Source organism: Streptomyces purpurascens, assembly GCF_045040895.1.
Taxonomy (GTDB): Bacteria; Actinomycetota; Actinomycetes; order Streptomycetales; family Streptomycetaceae; genus Streptomyces; species Streptomyces purpurascens.
In genome coordinates this window covers 7,264,682-7,289,270 of sequence record NZ_CP108341.1, presented here as the reverse complement: position 1 = coordinate 7,289,270, position 24,589 = coordinate 7,264,682, and the positions used below count along the sequence as shown (strand labels likewise).

Annotated in this window: 17 protein-coding genes; 6 read left to right on the top strand and 11 right to left on the bottom strand. The window is 73.0% G+C overall.

Annotated features, from left to right (window positions below; translation table 11 throughout):
* Nucleotide 1: 1 nt before the first annotated feature.
* The 3 genes from OHU35_RS33155 to OHU35_RS33145 all read right to left on the bottom strand — a co-directional run bounded on the left by OHU35_RS33155 (nt 2) and on the right by OHU35_RS33145 (nt 3,539).
* Entirely contained in the window at nt 2-1,243 is a 1,242-nt protein-coding gene (locus OHU35_RS33155) for an SAV2148 family HEPN domain-containing protein (RefSeq protein WP_189721544.1), read from the bottom strand.
* Nucleotides 1,244-1,357: 114 nt separating this feature from the next.
* Nucleotides 1,358-2,680 carry a copper amine oxidase gene (locus OHU35_RS33150; protein ID WP_189721545.1) on the bottom strand — a complete coding sequence of 441 codons (1,323 nt, stop codon included), beginning with the start codon at nt 2,678-2,680 and terminating at the stop codon, nt 1,358-1,360.
* A gap of 46 nt (nt 2,681-2,726) precedes the next feature.
* Nucleotides 2,727-3,539 carry a Tat pathway signal sequence domain protein gene (locus tag OHU35_RS33145; protein ID WP_189721546.1) on the bottom strand — a complete coding sequence of 271 codons (813 nt, stop codon included), beginning with the start codon at nt 3,537-3,539 and terminating at the stop codon, nt 2,727-2,729.
* 182 nt (nt 3,540-3,721) lie between these two features.
* On the opposite strand from OHU35_RS33145, the gene glgX reads away from it, so the two are divergent.
* Nucleotides 3,722-5,872, top strand: coding sequence for a glycogen debranching protein GlgX (gene glgX, locus OHU35_RS33140; protein WP_189721547.1), 2,151 nt, complete (start codon nt 3,722-3,724; stop codon nt 5,870-5,872).
* A 136-nt stretch (nt 5,873-6,008) separates the two neighbouring features.
* On the top strand, nt 6,009-8,378 hold the full coding sequence (treY, locus tag OHU35_RS33135; protein ID WP_359888416.1) for a malto-oligosyltrehalose synthase: 2,370 nt from the start codon (nt 6,009-6,011) through the stop codon (nt 8,376-8,378).
* A gap of 170 nt (nt 8,379-8,548) precedes the next feature.
* On the opposite strand, the gene OHU35_RS33130 is transcribed toward treY, so the two are convergent.
* Complete coding sequence (locus OHU35_RS33130; protein WP_229872764.1) at nt 8,549-9,499, bottom strand: LysR family transcriptional regulator; 951 nt, start codon at nt 9,497-9,499, stop codon at nt 8,549-8,551.
* 83 nt (nt 9,500-9,582) lie between these two features.
* Between OHU35_RS33130 and lpdA the strand changes: the two genes are divergently transcribed.
* On the top strand, nt 9,583-11,019 hold the full coding sequence (gene lpdA, locus OHU35_RS33125; RefSeq protein ID WP_359888419.1) for a dihydrolipoyl dehydrogenase: 1,437 nt from the start codon (nt 9,583-9,585) through the stop codon (nt 11,017-11,019).
* Nucleotides 11,020-11,193: 174 nt separating this feature from the next.
* Entirely contained in the window at nt 11,194-12,444 is a 1,251-nt protein-coding gene (locus OHU35_RS33120) for a M14 family zinc carboxypeptidase (RefSeq protein WP_189721550.1), read from the top strand.
* A 13-nt stretch (nt 12,445-12,457) separates the two neighbouring features.
* Here OHU35_RS33120 and OHU35_RS33115 read toward each other — a convergent pair whose 3' ends face one another.
* Both OHU35_RS33115 and OHU35_RS33110 read right to left on the bottom strand, forming a co-directional pair.
* Nucleotides 12,458-13,873 (bottom strand): M14 family zinc carboxypeptidase, encoded by a 1,416-nt coding sequence (locus tag OHU35_RS33115; RefSeq protein WP_405507920.1) that lies wholly within the window; start codon nt 13,871-13,873, stop codon nt 12,458-12,460.
* Between the two features lie 161 nt (nt 13,874-14,034).
* Nucleotides 14,035-14,601, bottom strand: a complete 567-nt coding sequence (locus tag OHU35_RS33110) for a DUF1707 and FHA domain-containing protein (protein WP_189721552.1) — start codon at nt 14,599-14,601, stop codon at nt 14,035-14,037.
* A 173-nt stretch (nt 14,602-14,774) separates the two neighbouring features.
* On the opposite strand from OHU35_RS33110, the gene treZ reads away from it, so the two are divergent.
* On the top strand, nt 14,775-16,520 hold the full coding sequence (treZ, locus tag OHU35_RS33105) for a malto-oligosyltrehalose trehalohydrolase (protein WP_405507918.1): 1,746 nt from the start codon (nt 14,775-14,777) through the stop codon (nt 16,518-16,520).
* 21 nt (nt 16,521-16,541) lie between these two features.
* Here the strand turns inward: treZ and OHU35_RS33100 are convergent, their stop codons facing one another.
* On the bottom strand, nt 16,542-17,498 hold the full coding sequence (locus tag OHU35_RS33100) for an aminoglycoside phosphotransferase family protein (protein WP_189721911.1): 957 nt from the start codon (nt 17,496-17,498) through the stop codon (nt 16,542-16,544).
* 46 nt (nt 17,499-17,544) lie between these two features.
* Nucleotides 17,545-18,672: an aminopeptidase P family protein gene (locus OHU35_RS33095; RefSeq protein WP_405507916.1), complete on the bottom strand. Its 1,128-nt coding sequence runs from the start codon at nt 18,670-18,672 to the stop codon at nt 17,545-17,547.
* A gap of 199 nt (nt 18,673-18,871) precedes the next feature.
* Between OHU35_RS33095 and OHU35_RS33090 the strand changes: the two genes are divergently transcribed.
* Complete coding sequence (locus OHU35_RS33090; RefSeq protein WP_405507914.1) at nt 18,872-19,627, top strand: phosphodiesterase; 756 nt, start codon at nt 18,872-18,874, stop codon at nt 19,625-19,627.
* Here the strand turns inward: OHU35_RS33090 and OHU35_RS33085 are convergent.
* The 3 genes from OHU35_RS33085 to cyc2 all read right to left on the bottom strand — a co-directional run bounded on the left by OHU35_RS33085 (nt 19,620) and on the right by cyc2 (nt 24,558).
* Nucleotides 19,620-20,180: a PDZ domain-containing protein gene (locus OHU35_RS33085; RefSeq protein ID WP_189721556.1), complete on the bottom strand. Its 561-nt coding sequence runs from the start codon at nt 20,178-20,180 to the stop codon at nt 19,620-19,622. The two genes, OHU35_RS33090 and OHU35_RS33085, sit on opposite strands and share 8 nt — an antisense overlap.
* 209 nt (nt 20,181-20,389) lie before the next feature.
* Nucleotides 20,390-22,276 (bottom strand): O-aminophenol oxidase PhsA, encoded by a 1,887-nt coding sequence (phsA, locus tag OHU35_RS33080; protein ID WP_229872765.1) that lies wholly within the window; start codon nt 22,274-22,276, stop codon nt 20,390-20,392.
* A gap of 116 nt (nt 22,277-22,392) precedes the next feature.
* The gene (gene cyc2 / locus OHU35_RS33075) at nt 22,393-24,558 is read right to left on the bottom strand and encodes a germacradienol/geosmin synthase Cyc2 (protein ID WP_405507912.1); all 2,166 of its coding nucleotides are present in this window, start codon (nt 24,556-24,558) and stop codon (nt 22,393-22,395) included.
* Nucleotides 24,559-24,589: the final 31 nt, after the last annotated feature.

Below are 24,589 nucleotides of genomic sequence, written 5' to 3'. Positions count from 1 at the left end.
TTCACGACACCGGCCGCGAATCCGCCCACATCACCTCGAACTCCTCGCGGTACGTGGGAAAGAGGCCGCTTTCGTCGATCTCGCCCGACTTGACCACCTTGCTGCCGTTGCGCAGTACGAAGACCGGTGCTTCCATGCCGCGCGTCCGGCGCAGATAGTTCTGCACGACCGCGATGCCGTCCGCCCCGTCGCCGTCGACCAGATACGCCGTGAAGCGGGGCGTCTCGTCGAAGACCTGGATCTCGAAGGCACCCGGGTCGCGCAGCCGGGCGCGCACCCGGCGCATGTGCAGGATGTTCATCTCGACGGCCCGGCTGAGCTCGCCGCGCTTGATGCCCAGTTCGCGCTCGCGCCGCTTGACCGCGCTGGAGGCCGGGTTGAGGAACAGCAGCCGCACCCGGCACCCCGACTCGGCCAGCCGTACCAGTCGGCGGCCGGAGAAGTTCTGCACGAGCAGGTTGAGGCCTATGCCGATGGCGTCGAGGCGGCGGGCGCCGCCGAAGATGTCCTCGGCCGGGAACTGGCGCATCAGCCGCACCCGGTCCGGGTGGACGGCGACCACGTCCGCGTACCGGTCGCCGACCAGGTCCTCGACTGCGTCGACGGGCAGCCTGCGTGCCGACGGCACGTCACCGTCGGCGCCGAGCATCTCGAGCAGCCGGGCCGAGGCGCGCTCGGCCTGGTTCAGGACGGCCTCGGACAGGGCGCGGTTGCGGGAGACGACGTTCCGGGTGACCTCCAGCTCGTCCAGGGCGAGCTCGACGTCCCGGCGGTCGTCGAAGTAGGGCTCGAAGCAGGGCCAGTGCTGCACCATCAGCTCGCGCAGCTGCGGCAGGGTGAGGAAGGACAGGACGTTGTCGTCGGCCGGGTCGAGCAGATAGCCCTTGCGGCGGCTGACCTCGCGTACGGCGACGGCGCGCTGCACCCACTCCTGACCGGCGGGTCCGGCGGCGGCCACCACCCAGTCGTCGCCGTGGACGGGTTCGTAGATGGGCCGCAGCACGGCGGCGACGACGGAGCGCAGCCGCTGTTCTACGAGGTTCAGCCAGATGTAGGCGCGGCCGGCCCGCTGGGCGCGGGTGCGCACCTCGCGCCAGGCGTCGGCGTCCCAGTCCAGTTCCGGGCCGATCGAGCCCGTCGCGTCCATCGGCCGCGCCAGGGACACGGCACCGGTCGGGACGTCTGTGGAGTTCCCCTCGTGACCCTCGTCACCAGGGGGCAGCTCCAGCCCTCCCGAGCCCACCCGCGCACCGCCTTCCGCTCCCCCGAGCCTCCCGAGGGGCCTGGCCCCACCCAACGATCAAGGAAGGGTACTCCGGGAGCGGTCGGCGGTGCAGCCGGATGGACAGGGTCGTTCTCAACCCCGCGGCTGCCAGTGCCCGTTCTGCCAGCCGAGCTCGGCCGGAGTGAGCGGATTCATGGCCGTGACGTCGCGCGGGGCGATGGAGAATCCCTGCCAGTGGACGGGCATGGGCTGCTGGTCCTCGTCCCGGGCTATGTGGTGGAAGCCGATGTTCGTCCAGACCACCGGGTGCTTGAGGGCCTGGCCGTTCACCCACTTGTCGACGGAGGCGCCCGCTCCGGCACCGCAGTCGCCGGGGTTGTGGCTGGCGAACAGCTCGCACTTGTTGTACTCGGTGAAGTACACGTCGTGCTTGGTGTAACTGCGGCCCGGGTACTTGGTCGTCGGGCCGGGGACGATCTCGTAGGAGCGCGGGTGCCCGTCCTTGTTCTTGCCGGTCGCGCTGACCACACGCCACCAGCGGTAGTTCTTGCTGTCCCCGGCGAGTTCCTTGGTGACCTTGGTGCGGGTCGTCTTGGTGCTCGGGGCGCGCTGGCCGGTGGCCGGGGCGGTGACGGTCGAGTCGTACTGCTCGATCTTGTTGGCGGTGGAGCCGTCGAGGGCGAAGTCGAGCCGCCAGAAGGCGTTGTGGCTGTGGCTGGTGGCCTTGGCGGCGCTCGCGCCCTTGCCGATCGGCCAGCCGCGGCCGTCCCCGGCGTCGTAGTCGTCCCACGACAGGCTGCCGGTGGCGCCGACGTTCATGGTGATCGTGCCGTCGTCCTGGAAGCGCCACTCGGTCATGTACTCGTACCAGCCGACCTGGTTCACGGTGTAGACGAGCAGGTCCTTGCCCTGGGCCTGGTAGACCTTGTTCGCGGTGTCGCCCTGCATGCGGTAGGCGTGGCCGCGGGAGCGGGTGGTGGTGCACAGGCCCTTGACGTTCGGGTCCTCGTTCCAGGAGTCCGGGACCTTGACCGTCTTGATGGTGCCGCCGGGGCACTCGCCGGGCGCCAGGTTCATCAGGCCCTGGGCGAAGTCGAACCCGGTCAGGTCGTCGTACTCGACGTTCCCGTCGTCGTACGGGACGTGGATCTGGCCGAGCCTGGCGCTGTTGAGGACCTTGATCGGCGCGGATTCGCCCTTGGGCTGGTACGAGATGTTCTCCAGGACGAGGCCGGCCTTGCCGTCGTAGCGCCAGCACATCCGCCAGGTCGTGCCGGTGGAAAGCTTCTGCTCGACGCGGTAGTCGGCACTGCACTCGGCGGCCGGCGCCGCGGGGGCCGCCTTCGGCCGGGCGGCGGCAGGTCCCGCGCCGGCGGTGACACCGGCGGCGAGCGCGGCCACGGTCAGGCCCACGGCCGCCCGGGTGCGGACCTTGCTGTATCTGTTCACGCGCATGACGAGGTGACTCCCTGACGGTGAGAGTAGGAGCGAGGAGAGCGGGTCAGCGGTCGAGCCGGGCGGCCTTTCGGGCGCTCAGGTCGATCACGATCGACCTCGCGTCGACCCACGGCCCGTTCTTGATCTTCGGGAACAGCCGGACGCAGCGGTGCTCGCCGCAGCGGTCGAGCACGGCGGGCTGGGCGCCCGGCGCGGCCCGGTAGACGGCGCCGCTGAGCTGCAGCTGGTCCGGGGAGGTGAGCTCCTTGCCGGTGGCGTCCCGGTAGTCGGCCTTGAGGCCCGCGCCCAGCGGGTCGGCGATCAGCAGCCTGGCGGCCTCGGCCTTCTCGTCGCCGCTCAGGGGCGGCTGGACGCCGCGCTGGGTGCCGGTCCGCACCACCTTGCCGGTGCCCAGGTCGACGGTCCTGGTGACGAGGGTGTCGTCCCGGTAGTCGTAGAACGTCACGTCGGCGCGCCGCGGCGCGTCCGGGTCGCCGACCTCGTCGGCCTCCGGTTCGGCGAGGTCGACGCCGAGACGCTGCGGGCCGCGCTCCCCGTCGACGCCCTCACTGCCCTGGAGCAGCTGCCGGTTCAGGGCGATCTTCGCGACCCGCTCCGTCTCGTCGTCGGTCAGCGGATCACGGCCCCTGCCCTTCTCCCCTTCGGCGGGCGCCTCCTCCACCACCCCCGGCGCCACGGCCCGGTCCGCGCCGGACTCCTGCCGGACGGACTGCCCCGCCTGCCCCGACCTGGTTCCCGTGTCGTCCGCCCCCGCCGTGCCCGGCAGGGTGATCCCCACCATCACGGCGGTCCCGGCCACGGCGATGGCCGTACCGGCCACCATCTTGCCCAAGTGGCGGTGCACTATGTTGCGCACATCTTCCCCCTACTCCCCCATCAGCCCCGGGAGTACGTTCTTGCCCCATTGGTTCGGCATACCGTGTATGCACTGGTCACGCGGTAAGAGGGACATAAGTCATAGGAGGTTCCCTCACTTTCGGGGAGACTCGGGGGCCAAGGCGTCCCCACCGGCGCCGCACACCTGAAAGAGTCGTATCCATGCAGGTCTGGCCTGGAGAGGCGTATCCACTCGGTGCCACGTACGACGGCGCCGGTACCAACTTCGCGGTCTTCTCGGAGGCCGCGGACCGAGTAGAGCTGTGTCTGCTGCACGACGACGGCTCGGAGACGGCGATCGAGCTCCGGGAGAGCGACGCGTTCGTGCGCCACGCGTACGTGCCGGGGATCATGCCGGGGCAGCGGTACGGGTTCCGGGTGCACGGCCCGTACGCCCCGGAGCGCGGGCTGCGCTGCAACTCCGCGAAGCTGCTGCTCGACCCGTACGCGCGTGCGATCAGCGGTTCGATCGGCTGGGGCGAGGAGGTGTACGGCTACCACTTCGACGAGCCCGACCGGCGCAACGACCTGGACTCGGCGCCGCACACGATGACGTCGGTCGTGGTCAACCCGTACTTCGACTGGGGCGACGACCGGCTCCCGCGCACCGAGTACCACCACACGGTGATCTACGAGGCCCATGTCAAGGGCCTCACCATGCGGCACCCGGGGCTGCCGGAGGAGCTGCGCGGCACCTACGCGGCCCTCGCCCACCCGGCGGTCATCGAGCACCTCACCGAGCTCGGGGTCACGGCCCTGGAGCTGATGCCCGTACACCAGTTCGTGAACGATCACCGCCTGGTCGACATGGGCCTGAACAACTACTGGGGCTACAACACGATCGGCTTCTTCGCCCCGCACAACGCCTACGCGTCCTGGGGCGACCGGGGCCAGCAGGTGCTGGAGTTCAAGTCGGCGGTGAAGGCGCTGCACGAGGCCGGGATCGAGGTGATCCTCGACGTGGTCTACAACCACACCGCCGAGGGCAACCACATGGGCCCGACGCTGTCCTTCAAGGGCCTGGACAACGCGCGCTACTACCGGCTCACCGACGACCCCCGCTACTACATGGACACGACAGGGACAGGGAACTCCCTGCTCATGCGGTCCCCGCACGTGCTCCAGCTGATCATGGACTCGCTGCGGTACTGGGTCACGGAGATGCACGTCGACGGGTTCCGCTTCGACCTCGCCGCGACGCTGGCCCGGCAGTTCCACGAGGTGGACCGGCTGTCGTCGTTCTTCGACCTGGTGCAGCAGGACCCGGTGGTCTCGCAGGTGAAGCTGATCGCGGAGCCGTGGGACGTGGGCGAGGGCGGCTACCAGGTGGGCAACTTCCCGCCACTGTGGACCGAGTGGAACGGCAAGTACCGGGACACCGTGCGCGACCTGTGGCGGGGCGAGCAGCGCACGCTCGCGGAGTTCGCCTCACGGCTGACCGGCTCGTCCGACCTGTACCAGGACGACGGCCGCCGCCCGCTGGCCTCCATCAACTTCGTGACCTGCCACGACGGCTTCACCCTGCACGACCTGGTGGCGTACAACGACAAGCACAACGAGGCCAACGGCGAGGACAACCGGGACGGCGAGAGCCACAACCGGTCCTGGAACTGCGGGGCCGAGGGCGAGACCGACGAGCCGGACGTGCGGCGGCTGCGGGCCCGGCAGATGCGGAACTTCATCGCGACGCTGATGCTGTCCCAGGGCGTGCCCATGATCAGCCATGGCGACGAGTTCGCCCGCACCCAGCGCGGCAACAACAACGCGTACTGCCAGGACAACGAACTGGCCTGGGTCGAGTGGCCGGAGGAAGCCGAGGAGGGCGGGGACGGTGAGGAGTCCGAGGGGAGCCTGAGCCGGCAGCTGCTGGCCTTCACGCGCGCGATGGTGTGGCTGCGCCGGGACCACCCGGTCTTCCGCAGGCGGCGCTTCTTCCACGGCCGGCCCGTGGAGGGCACGCACGACGACCTGTCCGACATCGCCTGGTTCACTCCGGAGGGCCGGGAGATGACCCAGCGGGACTGGGACTCGGCGCGGGCGTCGGCGCTGACGGTGTTCCTCAACGGCAACGCGATCTCGGAGCCGGGCGCGCGCGGGGAGCGCATCTCCGACGACTCCTTCCTGCTGATGTTCAACGCCTCGCCGAAGACGCTGGAGTTCGTGGTGCCGGTCGACCACGGGCGGCAGTGGCAGGTCGTGGTCGACACGGCCCGCGCCGACGGTGTGCCGCCGGACACCGGAGAGAAGGTGCAGGCCGGGGACCGGCTGACCTTGACGGACCGGAGCCTCACGGTGCTCCAGCGGCCCGTGTAGCCGCACGTGCCCAGGCGCCTCGGAACGCCTGGGAACGCCGCCGCGTCGTCCGGAAAGAGCCACTCGTCCGGGCGACGCGCGGCGCACCTGGCGCGGGCGATGACACGAACGGCGGCCGGGCGGGTACGTACGGTTCATGACACCTGAGCGACCTGACCCGGTGGTGCCCACGGCCACGTACCGGCTGCAGCTGCAGCCCGAGTTCCCCTTCGGGGCCGCGGCGGCCGTGGTGCCGTACCTGGCCTCGCTCGGCGTCTCGCATCTGCACCTGTCCCCCGTCCTGGAGGCCGTGCCGGGTTCGACGCACGGCTACGACGTCGTCGACCACGCGCGCGTGCGGGAGGAGCTGGGCGGCGAGGAGGGGCTGCGGGCGCTGGCCCGCACGGCGCGTGAGCACGGGCTCGGCCTGGTGGCGGACATCGTCCCGAACCACATGGCCATGGCCCCGCGCCACAACCACGCCCTGTGGGAGGTGCTGCGCGAGGGCCCCAAGTCGCCGTACGCGCGCTGGTTCGACATCGACTGGGAGGCGCAGGACGGCCAGGTGCTGCTCCCGGTGCTCGGCGGGCCGCTGGGCGAGGTGCTCGGGGAGCTGCGCGTCGACGGTGACGTCCTGCGCTACTACGACCATGTGTTCCCGCTGCGCGAGGGCACCGAGGATCTGCCGCTGCCGCATCTGCTCGACGCGCAGTGGTACCGCCCGGCGTGGTGGCGGCTGGCCCGGACCGAGCTCAACTACCGGCGGTTCTTCAGCATCTCGGAGCTGATCGGGGTGCGGGTGGAGGACCCCGAGGTGTTCGAGGCCACCCACGGCAAGATCCTCGAGCTGCTGCACGAGGGCGTGATCGACGGGCTGCGCGTCGACCATCCCGACGGGCTCGCCGACCCCGACGGCTACCTCAGGCGGCTGCACGAGGCGACGGGCGGCCGCTGGACGGTCGTGGAGAAGATCCTGGCCGACGGTGAGCAGCTGCCGGCGTCCTGGCCCGTCGCGGGGACCACCGGCTACGACGCCCTGCGGCACGTGGACGGGCTCTTCACCGACCCGGCCGGGTTCGGGGACCTCCTGGGGCAGTACCGGCGGTTCGCGGCCCCGCAGACGGACCGGGGCGGGCAGTGGGAGGCGACCGTGCGGCGGGCGGCGTACAAGGTCCTCACGCACGAGCTGGCCACGGAGATGGACCGGCTGACCCGGGTGGCGGGCCGGCTGTGCGCGACCGCGCCCGAGCCCGCCCTGCGCGACCGCGCGCCCTGGGCGCTGCGCACGGCGCTCCAGGAGCTCCTGGTGCGCATGGACGTCTACCGGCCCTACGAGTCGGCCGACGCCGCGTCCGTCGTCACCGAGGAGGCCGCGGCCGAGGCCCGGCAGGCCTTCGCCGTGCCCGAGGAGGCGGGTGCGGTGGACGTCGTACGGGACCTGGTGCTGGGGCGGTACGGCGACGGGCCCGCTCAGGTGGAGTTCCGGACCCGGTTCGCGCAGACCGCGTCGGCCCTGCGGGCGAAGTCGGTGGAGGACACGGCGTTCTACCGCTATGTGCCGCTGCTGTCGGCGACGGAGGTGGGCGGGAATCCGGGCTCTCCCGCGCTGTCGCCGGAGGAGTTCCACGCGTACTGCGCGCGCGTGCAGCGCGACTGGCCGGTGAGCGGCACGGTGGCCTCGACGCACGACACCAAGCGCAGTGGCGATGTCCGGGCGGCGCTGAACGTGCTCACCGAGTGCCCGGACCGCTGGGCGGACGTCCTCGCCGAGGTGACGCGCACCGGCGAGGGCGTGCCGGACGCGCAACTGGCGTGGGCGGCCTGGCAGACGGTGTTCGGGCTGGGTCCGGAGCCGGGGTCGCCGGAGCGGGTGCAGGGGGCGTTGCTGAAGCATGTGCGCGAGGCGGGCATGTACACGAGCTGGACCGAGCAGGAGCCGCCGTACGAGGAGGCGGTGGCGCGGTTCGTGGCGGCCGGGCCGTGCGGGGCGCCGGCCGAGCGGGTGGCGGCCTTCCGGGACGCACTGGAGCCGCACATCCGGGCGAACGTGCTGGGCACGGCCCTGGTCCAGCTGACGATGCCGGGTGTCCCGGACGTCTACCAGGGCACGGAGGCCGAGTACCGGGCGCTGGTCGACCCCGACAACCGGCGGGCGGTGGGCTTCCCGCCCGAGGAGTCCGGCGGCACCTCCGGGCGGAAGGCCGCGGTGACACGGGCGGCCCTGGGGCTGCGGGGGCGGCGGCCCGACGCCTTCGGCGACACGGCGACGTACACGCCGCTGACCGCCGAGGGCCCCGCTGCGGCGTACTGTGCGGCGTTCGTGCGCTCCGGCGAGGTGCTCACGGCCGTGACACGGCTGTCCCTGCGGCTGGCGGAGGCGGGCGGCTGGCGGGACACACGGCTGCCACTGCCGCCCGGGCGCTGGGCGGATGTGCTGGAGCCGGGGCGCGAGTTCACGGGGCACGCACGCGTGGAGGAGCTCTTCGCGGGGCTGCCGGTGGCTCTGCTGGAGCGGGTGGGCGGGTGAGGCCGGGCGGATCGCGTCGGGGCACGGCGAGCGAACGCGCCGGACACGGCAAGCGGGCGCGCCGGGCACGGCGGCGCGGCACAGACGCGTGGCGGGGTACCGGGGCGATTCCGGAGGCGCGCTGAGGCGCGGGCACGCGCGCGTGCCCGCGCCTGCCCCCAGCGCCTCGCTCAGGCGACCGCGGGGCCGCCCTCGGGGCAGTCCTCGTACGCGCGCAGCGGGGCGGCGGGAGCCACGCGTGGGTAGGGCCATGCCGAGCGCAGCAGGTCGATGAAGGCCTCGGCCGCGCCGGTCGGTGGTACGCGGGAGAAGACCGTCAGTGTGCGCTTCCAGGGCGGGTCGTGGGCCAGGACGGCACAGTCCTCACCGACCGCGTCGCGCACGAGGTGGGAGGGCACGGCGCAGACGCCGACCCCAGCGGCGGCCATCCGTACCGCTGTGGAGCTGTGCTCGGTGAACACGGCGGTGCGCGGGGTGAATCCGGCCCGGCCGCAGGCCCAGTCGAGGAAGCGTTCGCCCTGGACGACGGGTTCCATGGCGCAGCGCACCCAGGGGCGGTCGGCGAGTTCGGGCAGCGTCACCGCCGTCCGGCCGGCGAAGCGGTCGTCGAAGGGCACGACCAGGACGATGTCCTCCTCGCCGACCGGCACGACGGTGCCGGGCCAGCCGGCGGGTGCCGGGCCGACGGCGAGGTCGGCCGTGCCGCGCTCGACCTGTTCCTCCAAAGCCTCGGAGGAGGCGTACTCGTGCAGGTGCAGCAGGACGCGCGGGTGGGCGGCGCGCCAGCGGGCGAAGACGCCCGGGAGGACGCCGACCGCGACGGAGTGCACGGCGGCGATGTGCAGTTCTCCGCCCTCGGCACCGGCGGCGGCGCGGGCCGCGCGGCGGGCCTGGGCGGCGCTGCGCACGGCGAGCTCGGCGTGCGGCAGGAAGGCCCGCCCCATCGGCGTCAGGCGCACCCCGCGCGGCAGGCGCTCCAGGAGCGCACCGCCGACCGAGCGTTCCAGGGCCTTGACCTGATGGGAGAGCGCGGGCTGAGAGACATGCAGAACCTCCGCCGCGCGGGTGAAGGACGCCTCCTCGACGACCGTCACGAAGTACTCCATCTGCCGCAGGCTCAAGACCCCTCCCATAAACGCCCTGCATCGATTCCACAAGAACATTGCCTTGGACACATGGCAAGGGACGGGCCGAGGCTGAGGGCATGAACTCAACGGACGTCAACTCATCGGACGTCATAGTCATCGGCGGCGGCACCGGCGGTTACAGCGCCGCCCTGCGTGCCGCCGCCCTCGGTCTCGACGTCGTGCTCGTCGAGCGGGACAAGGTCGGCGGGACGTGTCTGCACCGCGGCTGCGTCCCGAGCAAGGCGATGCTGCACGCGGCCGAACTCGTCGACGGCATCGCCGAGGCACGCGAGCGCTGGGGTGTGAAGGCGACCCTGGACGCCGTCGACTGGCCGGCGCTGGTGGCCACGCGGGACGACATCGTGGCCCGCAACCACCGGGGGGTGGAGGCCCATCTCGCGCACGCGGGGGTGCGGGTGGTGCGGGGCAGCGCCCGGCTGACGGGGCCGCGTTCGGTGCGGGTGGAGGATGATGCTGCGGACCGGGGCGCGCAGGTCTTCACCGCCCGCCGCGGCCTTGTGCTCGCGACCGGCTCACGCCCGCGCGCACTCCCGGGGCTCGAGCCGGACGGCCGGCGCGTGGTGACAAGCGACGACGCCCTCTTCGCGCCCGGGCTCCCGGCGTCCGTGCTGGTGCTCGGGGGCGGCGCGATCGGCGTGGAGTACGCCTCGTTCCACCGTTCCCTGGGCGCGGAGGTCACCCTGGTCGAGGCCGCCGACCGGATCGTGCCGCTGGAGGACGCCGACGTGAGCCGTCATCTGACCCGCGGTCTGAAGAAGCGCGGCATCGACGTCCGGGCCGGCGCCCGGCTCCTGGACGCCGAGGTCCTCGACGACGGCGTACGCGCACGCGTGCGCACCGCCCGGGGCGAGACCGTCACGGTCGGGGCCGAGCGGCTGCTGGTGGCGGTCGGGCGGGCCCCGGTCACCGACGGCCTGGACGTGGCCGCCGCGGGCCTCACCACGGACGGGCGGGGTTTCGTCGTGCCGGCCGACTGGGACCGGTTGGAGACGGCCGTGCCCGGCGTCCACGTCGTGGGCGACCTGCTGCCGCCGCCGTCGCTCGGACTGGCCCACGCGTCCTTCGCGGAAGGGCTGCTGGTGGCCGAGACGCTGGCCGGTGTGCCGTCCCCGCCCGTGGACTACGCGGCCGTGCCCCGCGTCACGTACTCGTCGCCGCAGACCGCGGCCGTGGGGCTGAGCGAGGCCGAGGCACGCGCGCGTGGACACGACGTGGTGGCCGGCAGCATGCCGCTGACCGCCGTCGCGAAGGGCATGGTGCACGGGCGGGGCGGCATCGTGAAGGTCGTCACCGAGGCCGGCGGCGGGCGCGTGCTGGGCGTGCACCTGGTGGGTCCGCACGTGTCGGAGATGATCGCCGAGAGCCAGCTGATCGTCGGCTGGGACGCCGAGCCGTCCGACGTGGCCCGGCACATCCACCCGCACCCGACCCTGTCGGAGGCGGTCGGCGAGGTGTTCCTGACCCTGGCCGGACGCGGGCTCCACCAGCAGTGACACCGCGCCGCTGACGTCACGCCACCCGCAGGGACCACACACAGTTCATGGCGCCTGCCGCACACCCGCCGTCAGTGCTTCCGGGCGCCCCCTGGAGGCTCCCCGGCCGTGCTCTTGACACCGCACCATGGCCGTGGGGTACTGCGACTGCGAACTCGGGCGGATGTGACGGGGGTGAGTGTCCTGCCGGAGCTGCGCTACCCGACGGTGACCGAACTGGTCTCTGCTGCCCGGGCCTTGACTGCTCACCGCCCCGGAGTGTGCACCCTGAGGCAGGTGGGTGCCTCACGAGCCGGCAGACCTCTGCACCTGCTGTCCGTGGGCCGCGCCCGCCGAGCCGTACTGGTGGTCGCCGGCGCCCACGCCAACGAGCCGACCGGCTCCTGCACCCTGCTCGCGCTCGCCCGGCGGGTGCTGGCCGAGCGGGAGTTACGGGACGGCATGTCCTGGCACTTCCTGCTGTGCGCGGATCCCGACGGGGCGAGCCTGCATGTGACGCCGGCGCCGCGCAGCCTGTTCGACTACCACCTCGGCTTCTTCCGTCCCGCGGGCCCGGAGCAGCCGGAGTGGGCCCCGTCCGTGCTGCCGCCCGACCGGCTGCCGCCCGAGACCCTGGCCCTGACCGGCGTCATCGACGAGCTGCGGCCCTACCTCCAGGTGACCCTGCACGGCACGGATCTGGGCGGCAGCTGGGTGCAGCTGACGAAGGACGTGCCCGGGCTGGCCGAGCCGTTCGCCAAGTCCGCGGCGGAGCTGCACATCCCGGTGGAGACCGGTGCCTCGGACGCCGCGGGCTGGCCGGCCTCCGGGCCGGGGGTGCATGTGATGCCCGCGCCGGGGATCGGTCCGGCGTACCCGAGCCTGCCGGACGACGCGCGGCACAGCACCTGGTTCCACGCCCATCGGTACGGCGGACTGACCGCGGTGGTCGAGGTGCCTATGTGGGCGAGCGACCTGGTGGACGACCCGGCTCCGCATCCGGCTCCGGCGGCTGCGATCGGCCGGCTCGCGGGTCGGCTGCAGCGCGACGCGCTGGAGGTGACGCGCGTGCTCGACGGCGCGCTGCCCCGGCTGGCGGACCTGGACGGGCCGTTGCTGCGGGCCGCCAGGTGGGGTCTGGAGCTGGTGCCGGGGCTGGCCTCCGACCTGGTCCACACCCCGCCCGCCGACCGCACCATGGCGTACGTCGGCAGCGTGGACGCGTTCGTGCGGCGGGTGCCGCTGCGGGCGGCGGCCATGCTGCTGCGGGTGCTGCGCGGGACCGACGACGGCGCGGCGAAGCAACTCGAGGAGCTCGTCGCGACCTGGAGCGACGCTTTCGCGGAACGTTTCCGCGCCCGCTGGGTGCCTTTGGAGAACCAGGTCGAGCACCAGTCCCGCACGGTGGTCGCGGCGGCGCTGCACGCGCGCGAGGGAGCGTCGTAGGCCCCTGCGGCGTTCAGTCCCGCCGCATGGGTACCGCCGCCCCGGCCGCCCACCCCGGCTCAGCCGCAGCCGAACCTGAGCCCGAACCAGAATTCGAGCCCGAGCCCGAGCCCGAACTTGAGCACGGGCGCGTGTGCCGTGCGGCCAGTTCGAAGGCGGAGAGCACCACGCGTGTCTGGTACTCCGCCTGGCGTGCCACCGGTATCCAGCGCGCCCCGCAGCCGTCGCGGTAGTCGGCGCACCACTCGTCGATCAGCCGGTCCAGCTCCGGCAGGGCCCCGGCCGGGTCGCGGCCCGCCGCCCGCACGAGCTGGTGCAGCAGCCCCGCGGTGCGCAGCACCAGCCGCCGCCCGGAGATGCGCAGGGCGGCCAGGTGGGCGGTGGTCAGGGGCGGGAGGGGGTGGGCCGCGCCGTCGCCGGTCTCGGGGTCCCAGGCGTCGGCGAGGCCGGGGCAGACCAGTAGGTAGTCGTCGACCGGGGCGAGCAGGCGCGCCGCGTCGGGCACGACGGCGAGGTGCGGGCGGATCCGGGCCAGCAGGTGCCGCAGGAGCCCCGTGTCGTGGCGCAGGGCGCGGCTGACGGCCCGTAGCGCCGTGTCCCGGTCGGCGGGCGGGGAGCCGTCCGACACGGCCGCCACGCCCCACATGGGCGCCTCGACGACCGCGGTGACGGTGCCGTGCCGGTGCGGGTGGAACCACGTCGACTCGACGGCCGCCTCCGTGATGGCCGCGGCCAGGCCGGCCCGGCGAGGCGGCGGGATCCGGTAGACGGCGGGTCCGAGGCCCGGCCAGTACAGGGCGTCGTACGCGCCGAGTTCGCGGGGGACGCCGAGCCGCGCGGCGATGTGGGCGAGGCGCGGGGCGAGACCGGGCAGGTCGCGGGTGAGCTCGACGAAGCCGCCGCCGATGTCCACGCCGTGCAGGGAGCACTGGAGGAACGGGCGCAGCTCGTCCTGGACGTCGAGCAGCGCACGGGTCTCGGGCAGGGCGGCGCCGGCCGCGCCGTCGGGCAGCCATTCGGGCTGTTCCAGGAAGCCGGGCCGGAAGAAGTTCCGGAAGTACTGGCCGAGGGTGTACGGGCCGGTGAGCCAGCCCTCGTTGCGGCGCAGCCCGTCCGGGTCCAGGCACAGCAGCAGGTTCCAGGTGGCGTCGGCGCCCTCGGTGAGCCGTGCGTCGGCCAGGGCACGCTCGGCCAGGCGCAGCACGGTGGCGCCGCCCACGGGTTCGTTGGCGTGCGGGCCGGCGACGACGAGGGCCTGGCGGCTGCCGTGGCCGACGGAGAGCAGCAGCATGGGGGTGCCCGCGCGGGACGTGCCGACCCGGCGCAGCCGGGCGTCACGGGGGTGGCGGGCGACGAGGGCGGCGGCCCGTGCGCCCAGTTCGTCGACGGTCGGGTAGCGCGGGAGGGGCGGCAGGGCACACCTCCCCAAGGCGGTGCCGTCGGTTCACCAGGTGTAGATGGCGTACGCACAGTGAGTCACGACTTCAGGGGTACGTCAACACCACGGACGGCAACGGGATTTGAGCCACCCCTGACGGCCCGGCAACCGACAACTCCCAGGCCGGCGCCGAGGCGTGCCTCGGTTTCAGGTCAGCCGGACGCCGGCCGGACTCCGGTCAGCCGGAACGTCATCTGCCCGAAGCCGACCTGGTCGCCCTCGCGGACGAGGGCCGCGCCGACGACCCGCCGGCCGTTCACGGTCGTGCCGTTGGTGGAGCCGAGGTCGCGCAGCACCCACATGCCGCCCTGGTGGCGCAGTTCGGCGTGCACGCGGGAGACGGTCTCGTGGTTCAGGCGCAGCCCGCTGGCGGGGTCGCGGCCTATGCGCAGCGGATGGCCCTGCGCCGGGTGGGGCAGCAGCAGCTTGGGCAGCCGCTCGGCCTGCCAGGCCCGGCGCAGCCGCACGGAGAATCCGGAGACCGCCTCGACGGTGCCGAACACCATCCGGGAGAGCCGGCTCTCCGTGGGCAGGTCGGCGGTGAGCACGGCGAGCTCGTCCGGGCGGCGGGCGGCCAGCGCCAGCTCCATGCGCCGGACGAACGTGTCGTGGGACAGGCGGCCCATGGCGACGCCGTCACGGAGCACCTTCAGCGCCCTGTCGCGCTCCACGTCGGAGAGCCGCGCGGGGTACGTGTTGAACTCGAAGGACGACGTCACGCTGGTGATTGTCGGGCAGCGCGGCCGGGCTGTCCAGAAAACGGGAAAACGGCCGCCACGCGCGCGTACCCGGCGACACCTGCCGCAAAAGGGAGGATGCGCCAGCGGATTGATCTCGTTTGACGCACCATGGACGGGCTACATCACGGTGAGCAGACGAAGGGGAACCGTCCGTGCAGTTCGAGGTGTGGGCACCACAGGCCGGCCGTGTGACGCTCCGGTGCGACGACGTCACGCACGCGTTGGAGAGCGATCCGGAACGGCCGGGGTGGTGGCGGGGCGAGGCCGAGGCGCGCGACGGCTCCCGGTACGGCTTCGCGCTGGACGAGGGGCCCGTGCTGCCCGATCCGCGCTCGCGGCGGCAGCCGGACGGCCCGGACGGACTGAGCGCGGTCGTCGACCACGAGCGGTACACATGGCGCGCGAAGTGGCCGGGGCGGCCGCTGCCCGGCGCGGTGCTGTACGAGCTGCATGTGGGGACGTACACCCGCGAGGGCACCCTGGACGCGGCCGCCGAGCGGCTCGGTCATCTCGCCGAACTGGGCGTCACGCATGTGCAGCTGATGCCGCTGTGCCCCTTCCCGGGCACACACGGCTGGGGGTACGAGGGCGTGTCGCTGTGGGCGGTGCACGAGCCGTACGGAGGGCCCGAGGCGCTGAAACGCTTCGTCGACCGGGCCCACGAACTCGGCTTGGGCGTGGTCCTCGACGTGGTGCACAACCACTTCGGTCCGTCCGGGAACTACCTGCCCGTCTTCGGGCCGTACCTCACGGACACGCACCACACGCCCTGGGGCGCCGCGGTCAACCTGGACGCGCCCGGGTCGGACGAGGTGCGCGCGTTCCTCGTCGGCAGCGCGCTGGCGTGGCTGCGCGACTACCGGATCGACGGGCTGCGTCTGGACGCGGTGCACGCGCTGGTGGACACGCGCGCGTGCCACTTCCTGGAGGAACTGTCGTCGGCGGTGGACGCTTTGGCCGCCGAGGTGGGCCGGCCGCTGTTCCTGGTCGCCGAGTCGGATCTGAACGACCCGCGGCTCATCACCTCCCGCGCCGGGGGCGGCCTCGGGCTGCACGCGCAGTGGAACGACGACTTCCACCACGCCCTGCACACCACGCTGACCGGCGAGTCACAGGGCTACTACGCCGACTTCGCGCGCGCTCCCCTCGGCGGGCTCGCCAAGACCCTCAGCGGCGGCTGGTTCCACGACGGGACGTACTCGAGCTTCCGCGAGCGGCACCACGGACGCCCCCTGGACCGCAACCGCGTGGCCGGGCACCGGCTCCTCGGCTACAGCCAGACCCACGACCAGATCGGCAACCGCGCCCAGGGGGACCGGCTTTCGGCCCTGCTCTCCCCCGGGCTGCTGGCCTGTGCGGCGACGCTGACGCTGACGGCACCGTTCACGCCGATGCTCTTCATGGGCGAGGAGTGGGCGGCCGGCACGCCCTGGCAGTTCTTCACCGACCACACCGACCCGGAGCTCGCGGACGCCGTACGGCGGGGCAGGCGGCGGGAGTTCGCGGCGCACGGCTGGAAGGAGGAGGACGTGCCCGACCCGCAGGATCCGGCGACCCGGGACCGCTCCTGCCTCGACTGGTCCGAACCGGAACGCGAGCCCCACGCGCGCGTGCTGGCCTGGTACCGGCGGCTCCTCGCCCTGCGCCACGAGCAGCCCGACCTGACCGACCCCGACCTCGCCGACACCAAGGTGGCCTGCGACGAGCGGCGCCGCTGGATCGCCTTCCGGCGCGGGGACGTCCTCGTGGCGGTGAACCTGGCGCCGGAACCGGCGGAGCTGTCGCTCGGTGTGCCGCACGCGCGCGTGCTGGCCGCGTGGGAGCCGGTCGAGACGCCCGGGGCCGACGGGGTGGTGCGGCTGCCCGGGGAGTCGGGTGTGGTGCTGTTGCAGGAGTGACGCACCCGCGACGGCGCTCGGCTACAGGGCGTCGTCGTCCGTCTCGCGCAGGTCCGTCACGCGTTCCAGCAGGATCGGCTCCCAGGCGTGGCGCAGCCGCGTCCGCGACACGGCGAGCCGGCCCCCGTCCCCGCTCGTGAGGGCCTCGGCGAGGTGGACGACGGTGTCGCAGCGGGCGAGCCACAGGCCGCGCAGACAGGGCCGGGCGCCGTAGCCGGCGAGGGTGGCGGCGCGTACGGCGGCGGGTGAGCCGACGGCGAGCGCGAGGCCCGCGATGTCCTCGGCCGGGTCGCCGACGACCGCGCCGGCCCAGCCGAGGACGCCGCGCACCCGGCCGTCGGCGCTGACCACGAGGTGGCCGCCGGTGAGGGCGTGGTGGGTGAGGACGGCCGAGCCGGACTGGGCGGCGAGCTGGGCCGCGGCGGCCTGCGTGAGCTGGTGCAGACGGGCGGCGTCGAACTCGTCGGCGTCGGCGCAGTGTTCGGCGGCGCGTACGGCGGCCCGGCGCAGCGCCTCCAGGGAGCGCGGCGCGGCGCGCGGCACACCGAGGGTCTCGGCCTGCCGGACCGGCACCTCACGCAGCCCCGTGAGCAGTGCCGCGAGGTCGGCCTCGCCGACGGCGGACACGTCGTGCTCCTGCCCCGAGCCGCCCGGCACCTTGGTGTCCAGCGTGTAGGTCAGCCCGGCCGCCCACTCGCCGTGCGCCACGCTGGCCGGCACCGCCACCGGGATGTGCGGGCGGACGAGGTCGCGCAGGCGCAGTTCGCGGCGCTGGCGCACGGTGGCCTCACGGTCGGGGGCGAGACGCAGCACATGGCGGGTGCCGACCCACCAGGTGGCGGGTTCGGCGCCCCGGGTGGCGGGCCGGACGTCGGGGCCGGTGCCTTCCCTGCCCTGTCCGGTCTCCTTTCCGTCCTTGAGGAGGGACAGGACCAGCCGGCGGACGGTGTCCGCGGTGGGTGTCGGTGCCTGGGTCATGGTCGCGCCGTTGCCGTTCGGGAGGCGTGGTGGGGTCATGGTGGCGTCACTCCACTATGACCAGCTCGCGGGAGGTGGTGTTCAGGCGCCGCCCGCCGTCCTCGGTGACGGTCACGATGTCCTCGATGCGCACGCCGAACCGGCCCGGCAGGTAGACGCCGGGTTCCACGGAGAAGCACATGCCGGGCACGAGGGGCTGCAGCTCGCCCTCGATCATGTACGGCGGCTCGTGGGTGGTGACGCCGATGCCGTGTCCGGTGCGGTGGATGAAGTACTCGCCGTAGCCGGCGTCGGCGATGACCGCGCGGGCGGCCCGGTCGACGTCCTGGCAGCCGGCCCCCGGCCGCACGGCGCGGAAGCCGGCCTCCTGGGCCGTGCGCACGAGGTCGTGCACGCGGCGTTCCTCGTCGGTGGGTTCGCCGACATGGACCGTGCGGGAGGTGTCGGAGCCGTAGCCGTTCCGCAGGCCGCCGAAGTCGAGGACGACCATGTCGCCGCGTTCGATGACGCGGTCGCCCGCCTCGTGGTGCGGGTTGGCGCCGTTCGGGCCGGAGGCGACGATGGTGAAGTCGACCTGCTCGTGTCCGTGCCGGCGCAGGTGCCGGTCGAGGTCCGCGGCCACCTCGGATTCCCGCCGGCCGGCGAACGGGACGTTCCGGATCTCCTCGAACGTCGCGTCGGCGGCGGCTCCCGCGGCCGCCATGAGCTCCAGTTCGGCCGCGTCCTTGACGGCGCGCAGCATGGGCAGGGCCTCGGTGAGCGAGGTGTAGGAGCTGCCGGGCATGGCCTGCCGCAACGCCAGCAGGTGCAGCGCCCAGGCGTTGTCGCTGATGCCGAACCGGCCCGAGGCGTCGAGCAGGGCGGCGGTGGCGGCGTAGGGATCCTTGCCGTCGGTCCAGTCGCGCAGGGCCAGGGCGGACGCGCCGGCCGCCTTGTGCGCGTCCGGGGCCTCCAGCGCGGGGACGACGAGGACGGGGTCCTGCCCGGCGGCGAGGACCAGCAGGGTGAGCCGTTCGGTCACCGCCGGGGGCGTGTACCCGGTCAGCCACACCAGGTCCGGTCCCGGGGCCACCAGCAGGCCCGCGAGACCGGCCTCGGCGGCCGTCCGCGCGGCGCGCTCCATGCGGGCCCTGTAGTCGTCGGCGGTGAAGGACGCGGCCGTGCTTCCGGTCATCCGGGCCTCCCAGGACGGGCGAAGGGGCTACGGGCAGACATCCTGCCCGGCCGGAGGGGGCGGCGCGAGCCGTCTGCGGACTTCATCTGAGCATCACCGCTAACGGCAGGGGATTTCCCCACCGTTAGATCTAATGCTTAGATTCGCTGCACCCATTAAGGGGCATCCATCAGTCGTTCGAACGAGGGGGCGTGCGGCCGTGCTCGTACTGGCACACATCAGCGATCTGCACCTGGACGGGAGCGCGCGGGCGACGGAGCGCGCCGAGCGCGTCCGCGACCGGCTGCGGGAACTGCCGGGTCATGTCGACGCGCTGCTGGTGACCGGCGACATCGCGGACCACGGCACGGAGCCCGAGTACGAGGAGGCGGCCCGCCTGCTGGGGCTGCGCGACGGCGACGCCCCGTTCCCCGTGCTGACCTGCCCGGGCAACCACGACAGCCGCGCGCCCTATCGCAAGGCGCTGCTGGGCCTGCCCGGGGCCGAGGGGCCGGTCAACAGCGTGCAGGTCTTCGACGACGGCGCCGTGCTGATGTGCGACTCCAGCGTCCCGGGGAGCGACGACGGGGAGCTGGACGAGGAGACGTACGACTGGATCGAGGCGACCCTGGACGAACTCGACGGCGGCCTTCCGGCCCTGCTCGCCTTCCACCACCCGCCGGTGGCGCTGCACCACCGGCTGCCCGACTCCTGCCGGCTGCGTCACCCCGACCGGCTGGCCGGCCTGCTGGCCCGCAGGCCCGAGATCGCCGGCCTGATCACCGGCCACGCCCACACCCCTGCGGCCACCTCGTTCGCCGGGCGGCCGCTGATCGTCGGCCCCGGTGTGACGTGGACGCTGCGGCTGCCCTGGGAGGGCGATCAGGTCGCGGACCGGGAGGCGCCGCCCGGACTCGCCTTCCATGTCCTGGACGACACGGGGCGGCTCACGAGCCACTTCCGGGTGGTCACGTGACGACGGCCGGTACGACCGTCAGCTGCTGGTAGCCGCCGCCGCGGTGCCGCACCGTCAGCCGGACCTCGGAGCCGGGCCGGGCACGGGCGACGGCTCGGGCCAGGTCGGCGGCCGTGTCGATGCGGGTCGTCCCGAAGACGAGGAGCAGGTCGCCGCGCTCCAGGCCCGCCGCGTGTCCCGGGCCCGGGACATGGATCCCGACGACCACGGCTCCCGGCTTCCCGGCGTCCATGACCTGCACACCGAGGGTCACGGCCGGGGGCACGGACGCGGCGGCGGCCGGCGAGGGGCCGGGGGGCGACGGCTTGTGCCACCCTCGCGGGTCGAGGACTCCGCCCGTGCCGGTCACCGTGGCGCCCACCGTCCCGAGGCCGATACCGGAGAGGACGAGGACCGCGCCCAGGAAAGCGGCGAACAGCACTTTGACGAGGCGTCGACCGCGCCGCCGGGCGGCGCGCGGGCGCGGCCGGGCCGGACCGGCCTCGGTGGCCGGCACCGCCGCGCCGGGTTCCTGACCGGGCATCGGCTTGGGTCGCAGCGCGGTCTGTTCCATGGCTCGCCTCCGGATGGTGCCGATCGCCTCCGTCGGATGCGGAACGATCACGGCTGGTGCTCTACCCGGCACCTCGGCACGCGACGAGCCACGAACGAGTGAGACTGACCGGCGCCGGTGGGGGCCATGCGCCCCGCCGGGGAGGCCGGAACCAGGGCACGGCTCGCACCGCACCCGGCGTGCCGGGCGCGGTGCGAGCCGGGGATCCGTCAGCCCGTGTGACCCTCCCCGTGGCCGCCGTGGGCCCCGCCGTGGTCGAACCTCAGCACCTGCGCGGGCATCACGACGAAGGGCCGCATCATGCCCATGTCCTCGTGCTCCAGCAGATGGCAGTGGTACATGAACCGGCCGTGCGCGCCGTCGAACTTCCCCATGACGCGCAGCAGCTGGTTGCCGGGCACCCGGAAGACGTCCTTCCAGCCGCCCTCGTTGGGCGCGAGCGGGATCCGTGTGCCCGCGTCGTACCGGATGGGCGTCCGCGTGCCGCCCACCTCCGGGTCGAAGCCCGACACGTCGTACGCGTCGCGGCCGAGGAGCTGGAAGTCGGCCAGGTGGATGTGCATGGGGTGGACGATGGGCGCGAGGTTGAGGAAGCTCCACTGCTCGTGGCTGCCCTCGGCGATGGTGTAGCCGAGGGCGTCGTTGAACGTCCGTGCCGTGCGCCGGTAGGTCCTGGTCCTGTCGTCCGGGCCGGTGATCTGGATGACGCCGTCCGTGGGGACCTGGATGTCGCCCGGGTGCTCGACCTCGGCCATCTCCCACATCTCGGGGTGGCCGCCCGCACCCTTCGTGGCGGGCGGGGTGAGGACGACCAGGCGGTGGCCGTGCCCGACATCGTGGGTGAGACGGCGGAAGGAGCCGGAGAGCACCGTGGGCAGTTCGAAGGTGTCCGGCTCGCAGGTCTCCCCGACCCGGAACTCCATGACGGCCGGATACGGCACGTCGCCCGCCGGGTCCGGCACTCCGAGCGGCTGATTGCGGCCCTTGTTGACGAGCCGCAGCGTCCGGCCCTCGAGCCCCCGGAAGTCGGCCAGCAGGTCGAAGCGCTCGGCCGGGGCCGCCGTCAGCGTCGGCAGGGTCTCGTCGAAGTCGACCGGAACGGGGCGCGGCAGCAGCCCGCCGTCGCTGCCGATCTGGTGGAGCACACCCGGGACCGGGTTGTTCTCCTCGTCGACGAGGACGAGGTCGTAGATGCGCGCGTTGGAGGCGTTGACCAGCCGGAACCGGTACCAGCCCGCGTCGGCTTCGGCGTACGGCCAGATCCGGCCGTTGACCGTGGTGTACGGGCCGGTGAACGGGATGGACACCGGCTTGCCCGTCTCCGGGTTCTTGTCCTGGACGACGACCGTCTTGTGCAGCAGCCGGCCGTTGAGGCGGCCGTCCTCGTCCGTGTCGAGGTTGCGGTCGGCGAGGAGCAGCGGGATCTCCCGCTCCCCGGACGGGAGATGAAGGGCGTCCTCCTCGTCGTCCCGCACGAGGTAGGTGCCGTACAGGCCCGCCATCACGTTCCACCGGGTGATGTTCATGGCGTGGTCGTGGTACCACCACTGCACCGCCTGGTGGTCGTTCGGGTACTCGGAGAGCTGGGCGTCGCCGTAGGCGACCGCGTTGTCGGCCCAGCCGTCGTTGCCGCCGCCCGTCTGGGCGCCGTGCAGATGGGTCACGGACCAGGCGGGCAGGGCCGCGACGTCCTTGTTCGGCTCGGCTCCGTCGCGTCCGGGTTCGGTGCTGGACTGCGGGCGGCCGTCCCGGCGCAGTTTCACCTCGACGGAGGTCACCGGGTACTCGCTGTCCCGGGGAATGCGGTTGGTCCAGGCGATGCGCACGCGCTGCCCGCGCCGGACCTCGATGGTCGGGCCCGGCACCTGGCCGTCGTAGCCCCACATCAGGGTCGGCGGGAGCTGCGGGTGCAGGCGCACCCAGGCCGGGCGCAGGGCGATCTCGGTCTCGCGCAGGACGTCGCCGGAGGCGGGACGCAGGACGGGCGGGACGGGCAGCGGCGCGACGTACGGCGTCAGTTCGGCCGGTGCGGGTGCCTGCGCCTGATGCCCCGCCTCCTCGGTGATGCCGGCGGGCCTTTCGATGATGTCGGTCAAGGTGGAAACCCCCGTGTGGTGCGTTGTCTGTTCCCCTCACACAGGAAGACCCCCGGCGCACCACCGGGGGTTCCATGATGTCCCGTTCCGAGTCGATCCGGCCGGAAAACGCCGTCTCAGCCGAGTGCGGGTACGGGCACGGCGGGGGCCCGGTCCGGGAGGAAGCCGTGGGCGCGCCGGGCCAGCCAGGGGGCCTTGTAGCGGTCCACCTCACGGTGCCAGTTCAGGATTCCGGCCAGCCAGTTCCGCAGGTCCGTCACGTACTCCCCCATGATGGCGCGCGCCTCCTCCGAGAGCTGGACGTCCTCGTAGAGGACCGGCAGTTCATGCTCGACCACGTGCTCGAACTGCCGCATGCGCTGGCTCATCAGGTCGTGCACGATGCCGAGCGCGGCCGGGTAGTCGCAGCCGAAGAAGGACTGCACGACGAGGATCGCGTTGTGGATCTCGCCCTCGTACTCGATCTCCTTCTGGTACGAGAAGACGTCGTTGATCAGGCACGCGAAGTCGATCGCGGCGTTCTCCAGGGAGCGGACCGGGCCGCTGCGGTAGACCTCGGGCGGGACGGCCGGGCCGTGCCCCATCCGGCACAGGCTGAGGGTGAGGTCGGAGCCGAAGGTCGCGCGGCGCATCTCCAGGTAGTCGACCGGGTCGGGGACGCGGTTCTGCATCTGGTTGGACAGCTCCCAGACCCAGCTCTCGGTCATGACGTTCACCGCGTCCTTCAGGGTGCGCCGCGCCTCGGGCGTCATGTCCGCGGTGGTGCGCAGCCACAGGTCGACCAGGCCCCGCTCCATGGCGTTGACCGGGACCGGCGGCGTCTCGCCGGCGACCGGCATGCAGTCGGACAGGCGGGCCGTGGTCAGCCGGGCGGCGGCCAGGTCGCGGCGGTGGCCGTAGACCAGCGGGTAGTAGTCGTCGCCGTAGGTGCCCCAGGCGAGCCACTGCGCGCTGAGGTCGAGGGCCTCCGGTGTGGCGTCGGGGTCGATGCCCGCCGAGCAGAGCGCGAGATCGTAGGCCCTGAGTTTGTCCTCGTCCCAGACGCCCTCGGCGAGGATGCCCATGCGGTCCGTCCAGTGGCCCAGATTTTGGCGGGCGTTGTCGAGGTGCGGGCTGAGTCCCAGCGGGAACGGCATGCGGATGTCGGGGATCCGGGACGGCCCGACCTTCTGGTACGGCACATGCGTGTAGGAGCGCAGGCGCCGCTCCGCGCCGGCGGAGGCGAGCAGGGAGCGGACGTCGGCGGCGGAGGTGCCCATGCCGCTGCAGCCCGGCCAGGGGTTGCCGCCGCGCGCGTTCTCGTTCATGTAGCGGCTGGAGCGCATGTGCCACTCGTGGCCGCCGGACTGCCAGTCCTGCAGCCCCTTGGTGTACGCCGCGACGGCCGCGACCTCGTCCGGGGTGAGGCCCTTGTCCAGGGCCACCGCGGGCACTTCGGTGAACGCCGTGTGCTCGAACTGGTGGAGGCGGGAGGTGAGGACGTCGTTGACGGTGTCGGCGGCCTCCTGGGTGGTGCAGCCGAAGAAGGTCTCCAGGACGAGCACGCCGTTGCTGAGCTCGCCCTCGTCCTCGACCTCCCGCTGGTAGGAGAACAGGTCGTTGCGCAGATGCACGGCGTCGGAGAAGGTCTCCATCAGCACCCGCAGCGGCCTCGACCCGGCGACGAGGGCGGGCACTTCGGCGGTCGCGTACTCCACGAGCCCCGCCGACCAGGGGGCGCCGCCCACCTTGCGGCGCATCTCGATGTACTCGACGGGGTTGGAGATCCGCCCCTCGTTGATGTTGGACAGCTCCCACATGGACTCGTTCAGAAGGTGCTCGGTGGCCACGGCGAAACGGCGGCGCCAGTCCTCCGACATCTTCGGCACCGTGCGCGCCCACAGATCGGCGAGGCCCGCCTCGACGGGGTTCTCCGGTTCGGGTACGGGAGTCGAGAGGTCCAGCGGCATGAACAGCGGCAGCCGGTCCAGATGGGCCTTGCCGGCGAGGCGGTCCTGGCTGCGCTTGTACATCTCGAGGAAGTGGTCGTCGAAGAAGAAGACCCACACGTACCAGTCGGTGATGAGGGAGAGGGCCGGGCCGTCGCAGTCGGGGTGGGTGTAGGCGCAGAGCAGGCCGTAGTCGTGCGCGTCGAGGTCGGCCTGCTCCCAGACGCCGGATCCCTCCAGCATGCCCATCTCGCGCGCCCACTCGCTCGAGTGGGCGCGGGCCTCGTCGAGATGGGGGTTCAGCCGCGCGGGGTGCGGCATGTAGAAGTGCGGGAGTTCGAACGGCTGCGTCATGGCCGGGCCCTACCCGGCACCCCGCGGCGGC

Coding starts and splice junctions, on each gene's coding strand:
- treY (WP_359888416.1), top strand. CDS start 6,009: ATGACACCTGAGCGACCTGACCCGGTGGTGCCCACGGCCACGTACCGG.
- OHU35_RS33095 (WP_405507916.1), bottom strand. CDS start 18,672: ATGACCGGAAGCACGGCCGCGTCCTTCACCGCCGACGACTACAGGGCC.
- lpdA (WP_359888419.1), top strand. CDS start 9,583: ATGAACTCAACGGACGTCAACTCATCGGACGTCATAGTCATCGGCGGC.
- glgX (WP_189721547.1), top strand. CDS start 3,722: ATGCAGGTCTGGCCTGGAGAGGCGTATCCACTCGGTGCCACGTACGAC.
- cyc2 (WP_405507912.1), bottom strand. CDS start 24,558: ATGACGCAGCCGTTCGAACTCCCGCACTTCTACATGCCGCACCCCGCG.
- OHU35_RS33150 (WP_189721545.1), bottom strand. CDS start 2,680: ATGCGCGTGAACAGATACAGCAAGGTCCGCACCCGGGCGGCCGTGGGC.
- OHU35_RS33100 (WP_189721911.1), bottom strand. CDS start 17,498: ATGACCCAGGCACCGACACCCACCGCGGACACCGTCCGCCGGCTGGTC.
- OHU35_RS33085 (WP_189721556.1), bottom strand. CDS start 20,180: ATGGAACAGACCGCGCTGCGACCCAAGCCGATGCCCGGTCAGGAACCC.